The 14826-nt window shown below is 60.3% G+C and carries 12 protein-coding genes; 4 read left to right on the top strand and 8 right to left on the bottom strand.

Annotation, left to right across the window (positions count from 1 at the left end; genetic code table 11):
- Positions 1 to 47 precede the first annotated feature (47 nt).
- The 7 genes from tssJ to tssB are packed head-to-tail and all read right to left on the bottom strand — an operon-like array spanning position 48 to position 6576.
- Entirely contained in the window at positions 48 to 845 is a 798-nt protein-coding gene (gene tssJ / locus FQ668_RS17405; RefSeq protein WP_019436871.1) for a type VI secretion system lipoprotein TssJ, read from the bottom strand.
- Complete coding sequence (locus FQ668_RS17400) at positions 842 to 1411, bottom strand: FHA domain-containing protein (protein WP_019436870.1); 570 nt, start codon at positions 1409 to 1411, stop codon at positions 842 to 844. Before FQ668_RS17400 ends, tssJ begins: the two co-directional genes overlap by 4 nt.
- A complete protein-coding gene (tssG, locus tag FQ668_RS17395; RefSeq protein ID WP_019436869.1) occupies positions 1408 to 2424 on the bottom strand; it encodes a type VI secretion system baseplate subunit TssG in 1017 nt (338 codons plus the stop codon). Before tssG ends, FQ668_RS17400 begins: the two co-directional genes overlap by 4 nt.
- Positions 2388 to 4154 (bottom strand): type VI secretion system baseplate subunit TssF, encoded by a 1767-nt coding sequence (tssF, locus tag FQ668_RS17390; RefSeq protein ID WP_019436868.1) that lies wholly within the window; start codon positions 4152 to 4154, stop codon positions 2388 to 2390. Before tssF ends, tssG begins: the two co-directional genes overlap by 37 nt.
- Positions 4155 to 4157: 3 nt before the next feature.
- Positions 4158 to 4568: a type VI secretion system baseplate subunit TssE gene (tssE, locus tag FQ668_RS17385; RefSeq protein WP_010953542.1), complete on the bottom strand. Its 411-nt coding sequence runs from the start codon at positions 4566 to 4568 to the stop codon at positions 4158 to 4160.
- Positions 4565 to 6055, bottom strand: coding sequence for a type VI secretion system contractile sheath large subunit (gene tssC, locus FQ668_RS17380; protein ID WP_019436866.1), 1491 nt, complete (start codon positions 6053 to 6055; stop codon positions 4565 to 4567). The genes tssE and tssC overlap by 4 nt, the downstream gene beginning before the upstream one ends.
- 17 nt (positions 6056 to 6072) lie before the next feature.
- The gene (tssB, locus tag FQ668_RS17375) at positions 6073 to 6576 is read right to left on the bottom strand and encodes a type VI secretion system contractile sheath small subunit (RefSeq protein WP_014591436.1); all 504 of its coding nucleotides are present in this window, start codon (positions 6574 to 6576) and stop codon (positions 6073 to 6075) included.
- 326 nt (positions 6577 to 6902) lie between these two features.
- On the opposite strand from tssB, the gene vasI reads away from it, so the two are divergent.
- The 3 genes from vasI to tssM are packed head-to-tail and all read left to right on the top strand — an operon-like array spanning position 6903 to position 12621.
- Complete coding sequence (vasI, locus tag FQ668_RS17370) at positions 6903 to 7553, top strand: type VI secretion system-associated protein VasI (RefSeq protein ID WP_076402927.1); 651 nt, start codon at positions 6903 to 6905, stop codon at positions 7551 to 7553.
- On the top strand, positions 7541 to 9004 hold the full coding sequence (gene tssA / locus FQ668_RS17365) for a type VI secretion system protein TssA (protein ID WP_053868147.1): 1464 nt from the start codon (positions 7541 to 7543) through the stop codon (positions 9002 to 9004). Before vasI ends, tssA begins: the two co-directional genes overlap by 13 nt.
- Positions 9001 to 12621, top strand: a complete 3621-nt coding sequence (tssM, locus tag FQ668_RS17360) for a type VI secretion system membrane subunit TssM (RefSeq protein ID WP_053868146.1) — start codon at positions 9001 to 9003, stop codon at positions 12619 to 12621. The genes tssA and tssM overlap by 4 nt, the downstream gene beginning before the upstream one ends.
- Before the next feature lie 77 nt (positions 12622 to 12698).
- On the opposite strand, the gene FQ668_RS17355 is transcribed toward tssM, so the two are convergent.
- Positions 12699 to 14552, bottom strand: coding sequence for an ABC transporter ATP-binding protein (locus FQ668_RS17355; RefSeq protein ID WP_019436862.1), 1854 nt, complete (start codon positions 14550 to 14552; stop codon positions 12699 to 12701).
- On the opposite strand from FQ668_RS17355, the gene FQ668_RS28570 reads away from it, so the two are divergent.
- Positions 14551 to 14706, top strand: coding sequence for a hypothetical protein (locus FQ668_RS28570; protein WP_019436861.1), 156 nt, complete (start codon positions 14551 to 14553; stop codon positions 14704 to 14706). The genes FQ668_RS17355 and FQ668_RS28570 overlap by 2 nt on opposite strands.
- The last annotated feature ends 120 nt before the right edge of the window (positions 14707 to 14826 follow it).

Raw genomic sequence — 14826 nt, 5'->3', positions numbered from 1 at the left:
CGTGTCAGCGTGAGTAAGCAGGAAGGGCAAAGGGTGATGAGGCGCCATCAGTCTTCTTCCTTGAGCACGATGTGCGTGTCGTTGACCAACACCGACAGCATGATCTGGCGGCCACGCGGCGGAATGCGCAGTACTTGCCGCCAACTGGCGTCTTCATGGCCTCGGTAGTCGGCAATCACCGCAACGAAGCGGGTTTCGGCGTGGATGGGTTCGAACGGGATGTACTTGAACTGACCAGGGCGCAGCAGGTAGTCGTCACTACGGATATAGGTACTGCGTAGCGCCTTGGCCGGGTCCTGCTCCAGTAGCTGGTACACGGTGTTGCGCAGCAGTGAGTCGTCACGCAGTTGCAGGATCGTGATGGCAATGGGCGTAGCGACCAGCGCTGAGGCAACGCTTGTGGTGCGCGGCAAGGTCAACGCCACCTGAGGGTCGTCGTAGCTGCCGGGGCCGCTTTCCTCCAGAGGCGAGCGCGCCGGGTCGCTATCGTCTTCTTCGTCCAGCTCGACGGTGGACATGGCCGGGAATTGCGCTTGCAGGTATTCGAACAGAACCCCGATTTTTTCGGTCAACGCATAGGGGTCGCCAGCACTCAGGGTCACAGCGTAGGGGCTGGGCTCCAGGGCGCTATCCTGTTCGGCTGCGACCTCAAGGCTGTTCGGATTGCCGTTGAGGGTAGGGCTGGCATTGATGCTGAATGCGATCTCGGTCGGGTGATCCTTGGGCGGCCCGATGGGCAACGAGTGGTCCATGGCCACCTGGCTCATTCTGCTCAAAGAGGTGCAGCCGGTGGGCACGACCAGCGCAAGCAGCAGGGTGGCGAGCAGAAGTGGATGAGGCTTCATGGGTATGCTCCGGCAATCAGGCGCTGCAGCGGGCTTTCTCGGAGTGCCCCTTCACCGTCTGCTGCGTCCAGCGCTGCCAGAGGGTCATTCCCCATGGCTGCTTTGAAGACCGAGCAGATCTCGACGGCTGGTTGTGGGGTAGAAGGCTGTGCCGGGCAAGCGGGTGCAGGCCCTTCGGCTAGCAGGCGGTCGAGCATCCTCGGCTCCGGGTTGAACAGGTCCTCCAGCGAGCGTGTGCAGGCCTGACCCTGGGAGTACTGAACCTGTAGGCGATAGGCACCAATGAGAAGCTGGTCACCCTCAACCAGGCGCCTGGGTGGAAGCGGCCCCAGGCTGTTGGCACTGCCATTGACGTAGGTGCGGTGGCAGTGGTCGATCACACAGAAGCTGCCTTCGATCCAGCGGATTTCGCAGTGGATGGGCGCAACGGCCTGATCGCGGTCATTGATCCGCCAGTTTGCTCGCCCGCTGCCGATGGTGCCGCCCTTGCAATCGAACAGGTGGCGAGCAGTAACGCCGTGCTGCAGTTGGTCGAGGTTGGTGATGCTCAAGGTGACTGTGCTCATGTGCGCCCCCGGATACGTACAACCGGGCTGATCTGGCCATGCCGGTCGTCGACGAAGCTGGTCCAGCCCAGGTATGCGGCCTGGCTGCGGTGCAAGCAGAAGGGTGACAACGTGCTTTGCTTGAGGCGCAGTTCCAGGTCATAGGCCAGCCCGTCACGCAGCAGAAAGTCGATCAGTGCACGCAAACGGCCGAAGTTGATGCCGCTGGGCAGCAAGTCCCGCAGCTGCGTCTGGTCGAGTTCGCTGATCACGATGGTGAACTTGCTGCTGCGAGTGCGCGTGCGGCTGCCAATCATGAACGTGCTGCCCAGCTGGCCGTTGGTCCGCCCCAGCCTTGCAAGCTGCCTGGACGGCGTGACGACTGATCGCGTCTCGAACTCGCGGATGTGCACCTGCTTGAGGTCGAAGCAGTGCGCAATGATGCCGGCCACAGTGCCCGGCGCACGGCTGCGGCTGGCGATCACGCCGGCAAAACTGAGCAGGCGGCTCCAGGGCAGCGCCGTGTCGCCTCGCAACTGCTTGTCGTTAAGCCCAAGCAGGGCAAACACGTACTGCGAGAACCCGTCACTGGCACCTGGCTGGAAGCGGATGTAATAGCGGTACTTGCGCCAGATACGGTGCAACAGGCTGAGCAGGTAGTGGTTGAAGAAGTCGAAGAAGGCCGGCCGTACACCGATGCCATGCGCATGTTCATACGCCACCTGTTCCAGGTAATAGGTGGGCAATGGCGAATCGGTGCCGTGCAACCCCAGGAACGTGGCAACGATGCGGTAGCGCTCGTCCTCAGCGGGCATTCGCTGGGCTTTGTACACGTCCGATACAGGAAAGGTCAGCCGTGGGTCGCAGGCCAGGCGCACGCGCAACCGGGTGGCCTTGTCCGGCCAACGCGGCTCCAGGTCATCGCCATGCAGCCCGTGCAACCGCTCCAGCAACTGGAAGAAGTTATACTGGTGCGCTTTGCAGAGCAGCTTGTCGGCTAGATCAGCGGTTGCTTGCCGGTCTGTATTGGCCATGTGTAGTGCTCATTATTGGTGGTGTTGATCACTTCCAGCTGGTGGAAGGAATTGATGCTGGCGTACAGGGCGAAGAAGTGCGCGAGCACACAGCTGAACAGGTACAAATCGCCTTCGCAGAGAAAGGCGGTCTGGTCCAGTTTCAGCCGGGTGTGCAGGCCGCGAATGGGTTGCCCCTTGAAAAGCCAATCCATGGGCTGCGTATGAATGTCGCGCATACCCTCCAGGCGTTTACGGGTGGTGCGAGCCTGCTGGATGTCGTGCAGGGCCATGAAGTCGTAGGCGCGGATCACCGCTTTCAGCGGCTCTACCGAGAGCATGGACAGGTAGTTGAGCGACATGTTGGAGATCAATGCCCACTGCAACTGGCCGTCCAGCACCGGGCGACAGGGGCGGGTGGGGATACAGAGATTGGTGTAGGTGGCCAGCGGCGGCGTAAGTTCGCTCAGGACGTTGATGTCATCCACGCCTAGCGCCAGCGGTAGGTCCCGATTGGTGCAGGTGAGGTCGATGGACGCGGTTTCCAGCTCGCCTATGTAGCTGTTGGCGTCGGCGCGGACAAAGGCGATTCGATGCATGACGCCATTGCCGTGCAGGCATTCTTCCAGCTGGCAGCGGTAATACAGCGCCGTGCGCCCCTGGACGTGCTCGATTTCATGGGCGAATGACTCGAAGGGACGGAAGGTCCGAAGGTGCTCACCCGTGTTCCCGTCAGTCGTCGTTCGGGTGCTGATCACCTGGTCGACACTGAAGATTTCGTAGCTGTGCGGCGCTGTGCCCTTGGGCTTCAGTGGAACCATGGCGTCCTTGCCGGACAGGTCGATGGGCTCGGCGCTGTGCTGGAACAGGTTGACCGCAGGTGCGCAGAACAGGTTGAAATCTGCTTTGCCGACACGCAGCGAGTCGGGTAGCTGGCGCGTGAAGTGAAATTCAAGGTGTACCTGCTGGCTGTCATGAGCTGGCCAGATTTTTTCCAGGCCGGTAACGCTGAAAAAGTGGAAGCGTTGAGGGAACGCGAAGTATTCCTGCAGGATGCGATAGCCATCAAAGACGTTCTGTGGGTAAGGCAGCAAGGCGTCGTTGGAGCTGAACCCTGGGAATGCGATGCTGTTTGCCGGCAGCCGACGAACCTCGCCATTGATGGTCACGCTGACATGGTTGAGATATTGAGAAACCCACAGGTATAGCGTGCGAGCGGTTCGGGTATCGCCGCTGAGGTAAAAGTCGAGGCTGGTACAGCCCAGGCTGTTCAACGGCCGCTCAACCAGTGATTGAAGGCCGATGCAGATCACAGAACTGTCGGATGTCTGGGTGGCTGCCACCGTGTCGATCTCGAACGGATGAATGTTGACCGCTGTACAGGTGCGGAACTCGCAGGCCACGCCGTCTACCGGTTTCGAGAACAGCCGCGACCCCTTTGGGATGCGTTGTGACTGGCTGAGGGATTGCCTCACCGGGCTGAACTTGATGATCGTCGCGCTGGGCAGTGGGCGCAGGTAGTTCGGCCAGAGCAACTGCAGCATGGGATGGGTCAGCTCTGGCAAGTCGTCTTCCAGCTTCAGCCGTAGCTTGGCGGTCAGGAACGCGAAGGCTTCCATCAGGCGTTCGACATCGGGGTCGCTGGCACCTTTGCCAAGTAACCGCGCGAGTTGTGGGTTGTCCTTGGCAAAGTCGTTCCCCAGTTCGTGCAGGTAACGCAGTTCTTCACTGAAACGGTCTCTCAGAGACATCGGTCACCTCACGCGCGTGTAGCGGTTGTGGCCATCGACCAGCAGCTCGAGTTGCAGCTGCTCTGCGTGGTTGTTGACCTGTACCAGGCAATCCAGCCTGAAATGCAGCTCCAGCGGGGCATGGGTATCGGGCACTGCGTTGAGCGTGCGTACCTGTATGCGCGGCTCGAAGCGCTGGAGGGTGCGGCGGATATCCGCGCTCACCTGCACAAGCAAGTCGCCGTTGCTCACGTCATGCCCATTGAAGTCGCGCAGGCCCAGCTCAGGGCTGCTCTGGGAGCACCCCTGACGGGCATTCAGCAGCGTTTCGAGGTGGCGCTTGATGGCGGCGAACTTGTGGGAAGCGCTCTCGCGTCGGGAGGCCTCCCGGCGGGTGCACTGGTCCACCATCAGGCGATCAAAAAGACCACTCATTGCGTATCGAGCCGCCCGACCAGGGAAATCTCGAAGTTCGCGCCCATGTACTTGAAGTGCGGACGTACGGCGAGCGAAACCTGGTACCAGCCCGGGTCACCCGCAACATCCGAGACCTCAATACGGGCGGCACGCAGCGGCCGGCGGCTGCGAACGTCCGCAGACGGATTCTCCTGGTCGGCGACGTACTGCTTGATCCATTTGTTCAGCTCGGACTCAAGGTCACGGCGCTCTTTCCAACTGCCGATCTGCTCGCGCTGCAGCACCTTGATGTAGTGGGCCAGCCGGTTGACGATGAACAGATAGGGCAACTGGGTACCCAGCTTGTAGTTGGTCTGGGCCTGCAGCCCCTCAGGGGTTTTCGGGAAGTGCTTGGGCTTTTGTACCGAGTTGGCGGAGAAAAACGCGGCGTTGTCGCTGTCTTTGCGCATGGTCAGGGCGATGAAGCCCTCTTCAGCCAGTTCGAATTCCTTGCGGTCGGATATCAGCACCTCGGTAGGAATCTTGGCCTGCAACTGGCCCAGGGATTCGTACAGATGGACCGGCAAGTCTTCGACAGCACCGCCCGATTGGGGGCCGATGATGTTCGGGCACCAGCGGTAGCGGGCGAAGCTGTCGTTGATGCAACTGGCTAACAGAAAAGCAGAATTGCCCCATAGGTAGTTGTCGTGCTGCCCGGCGATGTCTTCGTTGTAGTTGAAGCTCTCGATCGGTTGTTCCTGCGGGTGGTAAGCGGAGCGAAGCATGAAGCGCGGCCCGGTCAGGGCGACGTGGCGGGCGTCTTCGCTTTCACGAAAAGCGCGCCACTTGGCATGCCGAGGGCCGGCGAAGAGGTCTTTTATTTCCTTGAGGTTAGGCAGCTCCTCGAAGCTGTTCAAATTGAAGAATTCGGGGGCCGGTGCAGCAAGAAAAGGGGCATGGGACATGGCGCCAACGGAGGCCATGTAACTTAGCAACTTGATGTCAGGGGAAGAGGGGCCGAAGTTGTAGTTGCCTACCATGGCCGCAACCGGCTCTCCCCCGAATTGGCCATAACCCGCGGTGTAAACATGCTTGTAGATACCGCTGCAGGTAATGTCAGCAGCATTTTCGAAGTCGTCGAGCAGGTCCTCTTTAGTGACATGCAAGACTTCAAGCTTGATGTTCTCCCTGAAGTCCGTGCGGTCGACCAGAAGTTTCAGGCTGCGCCATGATGATTCAAGCTGCTGGAACTCAGGCTGATGCAGAATGGCATCCATCTGTTTGCCGAGCATTCGGTCGATCTCGGCAATCATCTGGTCGGCCCGGTGCTTGTTGATCAGTTGATCCGGGTCATTGCTCTTGAGGATTTCGGTGATGAAGGCAGATACGCCCTGCCTGGCAATCTGGTAGCCCTCCTGAGCAGGCACCAGCTTGGTTTCTGCCATGATCTGGTCGAGCAAGGTGGCATTGCTCAATGTGTCGGCCGTTGCGTCTGTGGTGATGGCGGTGCTGCTTGGCTTGGGCATGTGGACGCTCCGTTGTCTCAATCTTGTTCTGGCGCCTCTAGCACCAGGTCCAGTTCTTGGGCGAGCTGCTTACGCGCCTGCTCGTTGTTAAGCAGGTGCTGCAATTGCTTGCGGAAGGCCGGGACGTTACCCAGCGGGCCTTTCAGGGCGACCAGTGCTTCGCGCAGCGCCAGCAGCTTGTTCAGCTCGGGCACCTGGCGCGCGATCCGGTCCGGCCCGAAATCGTTGATGGACCTGAACTGCAGGTGGACGGCCAGTTCGGTATCCGGGGCGGTGCCGAGCCTGGACGGTACCTTTACGTCCAGGCTCACGTTGGCGTCGTTCAACACGCTGTTGAATGTATGTTTATCGATGCGCATGACCTGACGGTCCTCAAGCGCCCGGTTGTCATCCAGGCCGAAGTCGCCCAGCACCAGCATCTTGTGCGGCAGCTCCACCTCAGCCTGCTCATCGCTGGTAGCGGGGACATACTTGATATTGACGCGTTCTTTCGGCGCAACGGATCCCGTATTTTTAGACATCGGTACGCAACTCCCTGTTGGGCTGTAGGATGTTCATGTGCTAGTTGTGTTTATTATTGTCTCGGTCTTGTAGGAAGATTCCCACATATGTTCAATGGGTTGGGTTATTTGTCCAATTTCTATAAAAACCATGCACGCAAGAGTGATCTTTGGTCGAGCATTAAGATGTAAGGAAATATTTGTTTGTGTGCATTAGGTGCTGTGTAATAGGCTTCTGCTGGAATTGTTTTAGTTGGTCGAGCGGGTGCATGGGTATCGCTATCTATTTGTAGGAAAGTTCTTTGCTCTATATAGGCCGTTAGTACTTTTCGGAGAGTAAATTCAGGATGATTAACCGCTGTGCATATGGCGCCGGTCTCTCGTTGCTGTTTTGTCTGCAGCCGGTGCTGGCAGGCTCCACGCGGGACTGTCCCCGGATCGTGTCCAACGTCGAGCGACTGGCCTGTTTCGATCAGGCTGCTGGCACCCCGGCGTACACGCCAAAACGGCAGTGGTCTGCACCGGAGCAGCAGGCCCCCACTGTGTTACGTGTAATGGCAAATGAAGCTGAACGGGCGCCGGATGACCTGACGTTTCGCATCGGGAGCCAGCCCCAGGACGGGGCAGGCGCACCAGCGCTTGTGATTTCGGCGCCCGCCATCGCATCGGGTGATGAACGTGCCTACATGGCAATCAGTTGCATTCAGGCCATCTCCCGGCTACAGCTGATTTCCAGGCGCCCGATCGAAGCAAGCTGGGTCAAGGTACGCCTGAGCGGGGAGGGCTGGTCGACCCGTGAGAGGCCCTGGCAGGTGATGGAGAACGGCCAAGTGCTCGATGCCGGGCGGGGCCTGCCCGCCATCGAGCAGATCAGGAAGCTGATCGGTGCCCAGCGTATCGAGGTTGTAAGTGATCACGGCGAGATCGACGGGCTGACCTTCGATGCGCAGGGCCTGGACCCCTTGATCAGCCGGGCGAGAAGTACATGTCGGTGGTAGCGCAGGTATCCGGGGAAGAGGTCAGTCGGTTGCTCGCGCCGATTGATCCGGCAGTTCCGGCTGGCCTGTTCGATGTCGAGGACGAAACCTATCAGGCCATTGACCAGGAAATGGTCAAGCTGGGTGGGCTGCAGGACGCCTCGATCGACTGGGTCTACATCGAAGAAGCGTCCCGTCAGTACCTGAGCCAGCAATGCAAGCACTTGCGAATCGTTGCGCACCTGAGTGCCGCATGGTTGCATAGCGGCTGCTGGGAGCGGTGGGGGTGCACCTTGGCGTTGCTGGCCGGCATGCTCGAGTGCTATTGGGAAGCCGCTCATCCCAAGCCGGGACCGAAAGGCGTCCTGGGCAAGCGCAAGCTGGTTGCCCTGGTGATCGATCGCTTGGCCGAGGCGCTACCGCGTCTTGATCGTTTTACCTACACCCCGACCCACGCAGCGGCAGCGCAGGCTGCCTTGAAACGCCTGCAACAACAGGAAGCGGTGCAGCTGGACATGGCCGCACTGGGCGAACTTGAGCGCCTGCTACGCAAACACTCGGAACTTGCCAACGGTGTCGGCGAGGCTGCTGTGCCCAAAGCGCCGGCTGCAACCGAAAAGCCTGCACCGTTGGCCGATGTCATCGCCACACCCGTGTCACGCATGTCGATGGGCAATGAGCGTGAGACACGGCGGGCCGTGCTGTCCATGGCCGAGCTCATCAACCAGCAGGACCCTTACGACGCTACCGGCTACCAGTTACGGCGTTTCGGTTTGTGGGCGCACATTCAGGTTGCTCCCCAAGTCAGGCAGGGCAACCGTACGGAATTGATGGCGGTGCCGCTGGATATCACGCGGGTCTATGAAGAGGCCATTGCCAGTAAGGCGGTTGACCCCGCCTTGCTGCAGCGCATTGAAAAGAGCCTGACGGTTTGCCCTTACTGGATTCGTGGCAGCTTTCTGGCTGCGACCGTCGCCACACGGCTGGCGATGTGCGAGGTGGCCGAAGCCATCCGTTGTGCCACCGCCCGGTTTGTACAGCGCATGCCGGCGCTGCAGCAGCTGTGCTTCAGCGACGGCATGGTATTTGTCGACGACCAATGCCTGGCCTGGCTCAAGGGCGCCCAAGGGCCGTCTGGCCAAGGTGCAACCCCCCAGGAGTTCAGCGGCCTGCGCGAGGAGTTGGTCAGCCAGCTGGAAACCGGTGGCGTAGAGCCGCTGCTCCTTCGGCTGCAAGGGCTGCAAGCCGGCTTTCGTGCTCCCCGTGAGCGCTGCCACACCACGGTGATTGCAGCCGACCTGCTGGCCGCGCGGGGTGTGTCCTGGCTGGCCCAGGACCTGTGCGCCAACGTTGCCCGAACCATGCAGCAAACCACCGCCAGTGCGTGGGAGCCCGAGGTGTTTCAGCGGCTTCAGCAGTACGCGGCATCCCCAGTGCTGGCAGTTCAAGACAAGGATCAGGAGCCTCGATGAATCAAATATGGACGCAACTCAAACGTTGGGGCTGGCCGTGGGTAACGCGCATTGGCCTGGCGCTGCCACTGCTGCTCGGGTTTGGCGCCTTGCTGATGCTGGTCGCTATCTGGTGGCTTGGCCCGCAATGGACGTGGCGTGAGCAGCAGCCGCTGGCAAGTGTGGCTCATCGCAGCGTGGCAAGCCTGGTGCTCGTGCTGGTGCCGCTTCTGTGCTGGCTTTGGGTGCTGCGCACGCGCTTTCGCCGCCTGCAAGCGGAGCGCCGCCAGGCACTGGCTGCCGAACAGGATGTCGCGCTACCGTTCGTGCAGGCGCAAGAGAGGGCGTTGAGCCAGGGGCTTGAGCGGTACCTCGATAATGCCGGTGGGCGACGCGCGTTGTACCGGCTGCCCTGGTACCTGGTGTTGGGCGACGAACAGTCCGGTAAAAGCAGCTTCATCGATCGCACCGATCAGCGCTTCACCCTGACGCGTATCGACCAGGCCCAGGCACGGGGCCGACAGGCTGAAGCACTGGCCTTCCCGGTAGGCTGGTGGGTCAGTGACGATGCTGTGATCATCGATCCGCCCGGTGTTTTCATCAGTCAAAAACCACCGGCTGGCTCGGCGGCCAACGACCCCACCAATGCCTCCGCGCCGCCCGGTATCCAGGCCCGTTTGTGGGAGCACCTGTTGGGCTGGCTGCAGCGTAAGCGAAGCCAGCGGGCGCTCAATGGTGTGTTATTGGTGGTCGACCTGCCGGCGCTGCTGCATGGCAAGCCCGAGCAGCGCATCGCGCTGGCCCATGGGTTGCGCACACGCCTGTACGAAGTGAGCAGTCAGTTGGGGGCGCGCCTGCCGCTGTACGTGGTACTGACCAAATTCGATCTGCTGGACGGCTTCGACCAGTTCTACAGCAAGCTTCCGGCCGCCAAGCGTGAAAGCCTGTTGGGGTTCACCTTCAAGCTGGATGCGGTTGACGCGTTCGACGCCTGGCTGGATGAGTATGACGAGCACTACGGGCGGCTTCTCACCCAATTGCAGGAGCAGGTCATCGACCGGCTGGATGTACTGGGCAAGTCAGCGCCGTGCGGGCGCCTGTTCTCACTGCATGCACAGTTGATCGGGTTGCGCCCCATACTGCAGGCATTCCTGCGCGAAACCTTGGCGAGTGACCGGTTCACCACGCCACCCTTGGTACGTGGTGTGTACTGGTCGTCAGTGGTACAGCAAGGCGACATGCGCAATGCCTTTGTCCGAGAAGCGGCTCAGCCCTACACGACGAAGCTGCCCCTGCGTGAAGGTAAGGCACAGGGGAAGGCGTTGGTCTATTTCATCCAGCAAGCATTCAGGCGTGTTATTTATCAGGAAGCCGGGCTGGCGGGCGACAATGTTCGGGTTGCGCGCAGCAAGCGCCACTTGCTGTGGGTGGGCTCTGGTGTAGGCATCCTGGCGTTCAGTATCGCCATTGCCAGCTGGCAGCGTTACGCCGATATCAATGGCACCAAGGCTGCCAGTGTGCTCGCCAAAAGCCAGGAGTACAGTAGTCACGAAGTCGATATGCGTCTTGATCCGACCGGGCGCAACCTGCTGGCGCCACTGGACCTGATTCGCGATGCGGTGGCGGTGTTTGGCGACTATCGTGCGGCCTGGCCGCTGGTTGCCGATTTTGGCTTGTATCAAGGGCGCAACATTGGTCCCTTGGTTGATGAGGCGTACCTCAGCTTGTTGTCCAAACGTTTCTTGCCGGCCTTGGCCAGTGGTGTGATCGATGCCATGAACGCAGCACCACCTGGCAGCGAGCAACAAATGGACGCGCTCAGGGTTTACCGGATGATCGAGGACCGTAACAGCCGCCGGCCCGAATGGGTCGAGGGCTGGATGGCCCGTCAGTGGCAACGGGCCTTTCCTGGCCAGGGGCAGTTGCAGCGTGACCTCATGCAGCACCTGAAATACGCCTTGGCCTATGCCGATACCGATTTGCCGCAGTACCGCCAGCGGGTCAGCGAAGTGCAGCAGGCGTTGCGCAAATTGCCATTGCCACAGCGGGTCTATGCAGCGCTGAAACAACAATCGTACCAGCAGTTGCACGCCGGGCTGGACCTGCGTCATCAGGTAGGGCCTGCGTTCGACGTAGTGTACCAGCCGTCTTCCGGGGCCAGACAAGGGGGTGAGGATGTAAGGCTGGCCGCCATGCTCACCGCCAAAGGCTTCAGGGAATACTTCGAGCCGCACAGCCAGCGCTTCGCTGAAATGGCGATGGTTGATCAATGGGCATTGGGGGAGCGCAGTCAACTCGACTATTCGGACGTCGACCGCGATGCGCTGACCGAGCGGCTGTATAACCTCTACAGCGCCGATTACATTGACAGCTGGCGGCGCGCCCTGAACGCGTTTACGGTGGCTGACTTCCGTGATCTGGACCATGGTGTCGCGATCCTGGAGCAGTTGACCGGCCCCGCAGCACCGTTGCAGCGGCTGCTGGACACGGTCAGGGATAACACCTCGCTTGCGTCTTCAACAGCTGTTGAATCCCCAGGTGAGCTGAGTACGCTGCGGGTAGCAACCGGAAAACCCGAGCAACAGCAAGCGTTGGCCATCCAGCGGGCGTTTGCAGGCCTGGGCGCCATGCTGCAGGCGATAGGAGAAAAGCCGAGCTACTACGATGAAACCCTTGGCGCTGTTGCGGCCGTGCTGGACTACGCCAAGGCCGTACAAGACAGCCCGGACCGCGGCAAGGCTGCGTTGCAAGCCGTGCATCAGCGCTTTGCGATGACAGGGCAGGACCCGATCGGCACCCTGCAACGTATTGCTACAGGTTTACCGGAGCCTATCGGCCACCAGGTCAGAAAGCTCGCCGACCAGACTGCCCAGGTGCTGAACGTTGAAGCACTGCGCGAACTGGAGCGACGTTGGGATGCTGACGTGTACAGTTTTTTCCAGCAACGCCTGGCAGGCCGCTACCCCTTTGTGGTGAAGGCACCCGATGCTTCGCTGGATGACTTCGAGGCGTTCTTCGGACCGAAAGGGCGCCTGCAGCAGTTTAATGATCGGTATCTCAAGGTTTTCCTGAAGGACAACCTTGAGGCCTTGCAGTCCGCTCAGCACGGGCAATCCCTGATTCGTGACGACGTGATCGAGCAGCTCGAGCTGGCGGAGCGCATCCGCGAAACATTCTTCGATCAGCGTGGCAAGCTGAGTGTGCAGTTCAGCATCGAGCCCTTGGGGCTCAGTGCGAACCAGCGTACCAGCCTGCTGGACCTGGATGGCCAGTTGATTGCCTACACCCATGGGCCAAGCCATATCACGGGTATTGTCTGGCCCAATACCTTTGGGCAGCAGGTCCGCAGCAATCTCACCTTGCTAAGGCAAAATGGCAACAGCAGCAGCCTGGAGTACCGTGGCCCGTGGTCGATGTTCCGCTTGCTAAGCCGCGGCGCGCTCAATGGCCGGACGGCGACCAGCGTGGACCTGAGCTTCAGGACCGGAGATGGCGTGATGCGCTATCGGCTTAACGCTGAAAAAGCCTTCAATCCCATTACCCAGCAACCTTTCAAAGGCTTCCGCTTGCCCCGAGGCTTGTTGCAACAGCCAGCCAGTGTGGTGCAGGCGGTGCTACCGGATGGGCAGCGACCATGAGCATCGTCAGGGGCGCAGTTCATTGACTGGGCAGGCTTTCGAAGCCTGGGTATACGCTGGCTGCCCCCGGCCTCTGCTTACTCCACAGCCTCGGCCACGCCCTGATCCTCACCCAGGAACCCGCCACTCTGATGCTGCCACAACCGTGCATAGGTACCCTTTTTCGCCAACAGTTCGGCATGGGTGCCTTGCTCGATGATGCGCCCTTCATCCATCACGATCAGCCGGTCCATGGCGGCGATCGTCGACAACCGGTGGGCGATGGCAATAACGGTCTTGCCTTGCATCATTTCATCCAGGCTCTCCTGAATGGCCACCTCCACCTCCGAGTCCAGCGCGCTGGTGGCTTCGTCAAGCAGGAGGATCGGTGCGTTCTTCAGCATCACCCGGGCAATTGCAATGCGCTGGCGTTGGCCGCCAGACAGCTTGATGCCGCGTTCACCCACCAGGGTGTCGTAACCGCTGTTGCCCTGGCGGTCGCTGAGCTGGCTGATGAAACCATCGGCCTGGGCACTGGCCGCAGCGGCACGGATCTGTGCTTCGGTAGCATCGGGGCGGCCATAGGCAATGTTGTCGCGAATCGAACGGTGCAACAGCGAGGTGTCCTGAGTGACCATGCCGATGGCGCTGCGCAGGCTATCCTGCGTGACCTTGGCGACGTTCTGCCCGTCGATGCGTATTTCCCCCTTGTCCACGTCGTAGAAGCGCAGCAGCAGGTTGATCAAGGTGGACTTGCCGGCGCCGGAGCGGCCGACCAGGCCGACTTTTTCGCCCGGACGAATGTGTAGCGTCAGCTCATTGAGCACCTGGCGCTCGCCGTTGTAGTTGAAGCTGACCTTGTCGAAACTCACCGCGCCACCCGTGGTTACCAGCTCTGCAGCACCCGGCACATCCTGCACCTTGGGGCCGCGGGTGAGGGTGGCCATACCGTCCTGCACGGTGCCGATGTTTTCGAACAGCGAGGTAATTTCCCACATGATCCAGTGCGACATACCGTTGACGCGCAAGGCCATGGCGGTAATCGCCGCCACGGCCCCGGTGCCGACCTGGCCCTGGTGCCACAGCCACAGTGCGTAGCCACCGGCACCAAAGATCAAGCCCACCACCAGTGCCTGGTTGACGATTTCGAACTGGCTCACCAGGCGCATCTGGCGAAAACCGGTCTGCTTGAAATCTTCCATGGCTGCGCGCGCAAAGTGCGCTTCGCGGTTGGAGTGCGAAAACAGTTTTACCGTGGTGATGTTGGTGTAAGCGTCAGAAACCCGCCCGGTCATCGACGACCGGGCATTGGCCTGCTCCTGCCCGACCTTGCCCAGCCGGGGGACGAAATACAACATGGCCAAGCCGAATAGCACGACCCAGGCAATGAAGGGCAGCATCAGTTTCAGGGCAAAGCCGCCGGCCAGGGCAATGATCGCGATGAAATACACGCCAATCCCGGGCAGGATTTCGATGAAGGTAAACAGCACATCGCGTACTGCCAGCGCCGTTTGCATCACCTTGGTAGTGACCCGGCCAGAAAACTCGTCAGAAAAGAACGACAAGCTCTGGCGCAACATCAGGCGGTGAAAATCCCAACGCAGCCGCAGCGGCAGGTTGATCGCCAGCACCTGGTGCTGAACCATGGTGCGCAGCGCCACCAGCCCGATGCTAACCACTAGGACGATGCCGATCCCCCACAGCACACGGCTTTCCTCGGGGCCAACAGTACCGCCTGCCTGCCAGGACGCGAGCAGGTCGACCACCTGGCCCAGGAACGCGAATAGCCAGGCTTCGTATATCGACACCCCGGCACTGAGCAGTGCCAGCGCCAGGATGTAGCCACGAGCGCCGCGGGTACAAGCCCACATGAAGCGCAACAGGCCAACGGGCGGCGGTGGTACCTCGTCGGGTGGGAAGGGGTCGAGCCGACGTTCAAAGATACGCAGCATGCTTGTCTCCGGTAAACGGTTCTTGCTTGGCCAATGCCCTGCCGGCTTGCCTTTGGCGACTTTTGTTTTTAACCCGAAAAAGTCCGGCCTTGGGGTGTTTGTTAACAAACCTTTGCAACTCATTACATTTCAGATTGATTTCATTCTGCCCTGATGCTGTATAATTGACGCAGCTTTGTGTTCCGCATCATTTTTGTCGTTTTTTTGACATAAGTCATAAAGCGTCAGCAGAGGATGTGACACATTCCGCCTTCAAACCGTTTCAATTTACCTT

It is taken from the genome of Pseudomonas sp. Kh14, from assembly GCF_900291005.1.
In the GTDB taxonomy this organism is placed as follows: Bacteria; Pseudomonadota; Gammaproteobacteria; order Pseudomonadales; family Pseudomonadaceae; genus Aquipseudomonas; species Aquipseudomonas alloputida.
This window is presented reverse-complemented; position numbering and strand designations above follow the sequence as displayed.

What these genes read in the sequence shown, in the direction of transcription:
- vasI (WP_076402927.1), top strand. Translation starts at nt 6,903, where the DNA reads ATGATTAACCGCTGTGCATATGGCGCCGGTCTCTCGTTGCTGTTTTGT.
- tssF (WP_019436868.1), bottom strand. Translation starts at nt 4,154, where the DNA reads ATGTCTCTGAGAGACCGTTTCAGTGAAGAACTGCGTTACCTGCACGAA.
- tssA (WP_053868147.1), top strand. Translation starts at nt 7,541, where the DNA reads ATGTCGGTGGTAGCGCAGGTATCCGGGGAAGAGGTCAGTCGGTTGCTC.
- tssE (WP_010953542.1), bottom strand. Translation starts at nt 4,568, where the DNA reads ATGAGTGGTCTTTTTGATCGCCTGATGGTGGACCAGTGCACCCGCCGG.
- tssC (WP_019436866.1), bottom strand. Translation starts at nt 6,055, where the DNA reads ATGCCCAAGCCAAGCAGCACCGCCATCACCACAGACGCAACGGCCGAC.
- tssB (WP_014591436.1), bottom strand. Translation starts at nt 6,576, where the DNA reads ATGTCTAAAAATACGGGATCCGTTGCGCCGAAAGAACGCGTCAATATC.
- FQ668_RS28570 (WP_019436861.1), top strand. Translation starts at nt 14,551, where the DNA reads ATGCTTGTCTCCGGTAAACGGTTCTTGCTTGGCCAATGCCCTGCCGGC.
- tssM (WP_053868146.1), top strand. Translation starts at nt 9,001, where the DNA reads ATGAATCAAATATGGACGCAACTCAAACGTTGGGGCTGGCCGTGGGTA.
- FQ668_RS17400 (WP_019436870.1), bottom strand. Translation starts at nt 1,411, where the DNA reads ATGAGCACAGTCACCTTGAGCATCACCAACCTCGACCAACTGCAGCAC.
- FQ668_RS17355 (WP_019436862.1), bottom strand. Translation starts at nt 14,552, where the DNA reads ATGCTGCGTATCTTTGAACGTCGGCTCGACCCCTTCCCACCCGACGAG.
- tssJ (WP_019436871.1), bottom strand. Translation starts at nt 845, where the DNA reads ATGAAGCCTCATCCACTTCTGCTCGCCACCCTGCTGCTTGCGCTGGTC.
- tssG (WP_019436869.1), bottom strand. Translation starts at nt 2,424, where the DNA reads ATGGCCAATACAGACCGGCAAGCAACCGCTGATCTAGCCGACAAGCTG.